Below are 1,798 nucleotides of genomic sequence, written 5' to 3' on the forward strand. Positions count from 1 at the left end.
TTTGTTGTAGAATCTCATCACGCCCCATAGTTACGATATGGGGCAAATCCTATGTCAAAAGGAGCATGCCATGAAACACAAAAATGGCAAACGCTCTTGGAGATCATTATACTTTGAGTTTGCTTTTTTGGGGCTTAAAGTGATCGTTTCTGTGAAACGCTGATTTTCTAAGAGCGTTCCCCTGAGTTTAAAAGCTTAGGGGTTTCCTTTATAAAGTGGGTTTGCCCTTAATTTTTGGGGCGTTTTATTTTTTATCTTTTCATTCAATTTTTTAATCTTATTTTAGCGTTTGTAAAATGAGAAGTTTTAAGGGGGTTTGTTGTAGGATTTTATCACGCCCCATAAGTTCGCATTATGGGGCAAATCCTATGTCAAAAGGAGCATGTTATGCCTAAGACACATAACAAACGCTCTTGGAGATCATTATACTTTGAGTTTGCTTTTTTGGGGCTTAAAGTGATCGTTTCTGTGAAACGCTGATTTTTCTAAGAGCGTTCCCCTGAGTTTTCAAGCTTAGGGGTTTCCTTTAAAAAGCGGGTTTGCCCTTGACTTTTGGGGCGTTTCATTTGTTTAAAATCCTGATTTTAGCGCTCATTAAATCGTGGTTTAAAGCTTTTTTGATGTTTTCAAATTGGCGTTTTTTGTTTTTAAGGCTTGTGATTTCATGATCCAAACCGCTTAAAACGTTAGCGATAGCGATTTGTTCGTTTAGAGGGGGTAAAAAAAGGCAAACATTATTAAAACCACTCTTTGATAAATTGTATCGTGTTGAACCTTGTGCTAAATTTTCAAAAGCTTTTCTGCCTATTTCGCTATTAATTAAGTATGATAAAAACAAGCTATCAACTGCCTTGTCAAATATTCTAAAACCAAAACAAAAACTATTCAAAAAAACTTGGTCTATATCATCTAAAAGCACGGCACACATGCCTACCTCTTTTGGAGTTTCTGAAGAAGTATTAAAAAATAAATCATATTTTTTAAAGGAATTTTGTTTTTCATTTGGGTATATTTTTACATTTTCTAGTATAGAAGTATCTATTATAACATTATTTAAAACATTCAAAAATGTAATATATTTAGCATTGCCATTGATAAAATCTTGCTTTGTTTTTCCTACTAATCCACTTATAGTTATTCCTATATCCCCAAGCCTCACTCTTTGCCAATTTTGATTGAAGCCTTTCAAGCGTTTTCTTTGGCTCAATAGTTCAAAGCTTAAAGCTTTTTTAACGCTTTCTTTTTTAAGAATGAGAGCGTCTAAAGAATAAAGATAACGATCCACATCGCTTAAAATATTAGCGATAGCGATTTGTTCGTTTAGATCTTTAGGGTAAAAAACTTCTTTATTTTTAATTAAATCTACATTTAGATTCACTTGTGAGCCTTGTTGCCCACTTTCTAGCCATTCTTTTTCTATATAACATAAAAAATAATATAAGTAATTTAAGTCTATCTTTGGATTTTCAAAAACTACAAAACCATCATGAATACAAGTATCAATTTTAGTGATAATAGGCTTACCAATTGTCGCGCACATGCTCATAATCAAACTATTTTGTTTAACAAGCCTGCTTTTCTCAATGCCTTTTTTAGAAAGTTTTTGGGCTGTTTTGTATAAAAAACGGCTATTTTTTGAAATGTCTGAAATTCTTACCCACCCTACATTAGAATTAGTGCAAAACCATTTAGGATTTTCAATAGGTCTAGGTGATGCCCCTCTTTTAATCTCGGCAACATCCCCAAGCCTCACTCTTTGCCAATTTAAGGGCGTTGTTAATGTGTCCATGCGTTCTCC

The 1,798-nt window shown here is 33.5% G+C and carries 1 protein-coding gene; it reads right to left on the bottom strand.

Going from position 1 to position 1,798, the window contains the following annotated elements:
- Positions 1-562 precede the first annotated feature (562 nt).
- Complete coding sequence (locus tag QT76_RS07755; protein WP_033617285.1) at positions 563-1,789, bottom strand: restriction endonuclease subunit S; 1,227 nt, start codon at positions 1,787-1,789, stop codon at positions 563-565.
- Between the last annotated feature and the right edge of the window lie 9 nt (positions 1,790-1,798).

This window comes from Helicobacter pylori SA37A (assembly GCF_000476015.1).
In the GTDB taxonomy this organism is placed as follows: domain Bacteria; phylum Campylobacterota; class Campylobacteria; order Campylobacterales; family Helicobacteraceae; genus Helicobacter; species Helicobacter pylori_DB.

Excerpts from the sequence above, each read along its gene's own strand:
- QT76_RS07755 (WP_033617285.1), bottom strand. The coding sequence starts at position 1,789 with ATGGACACATTAACAACGCCCTTAAATTGGCAAAGAGTGAGGCTTGGG.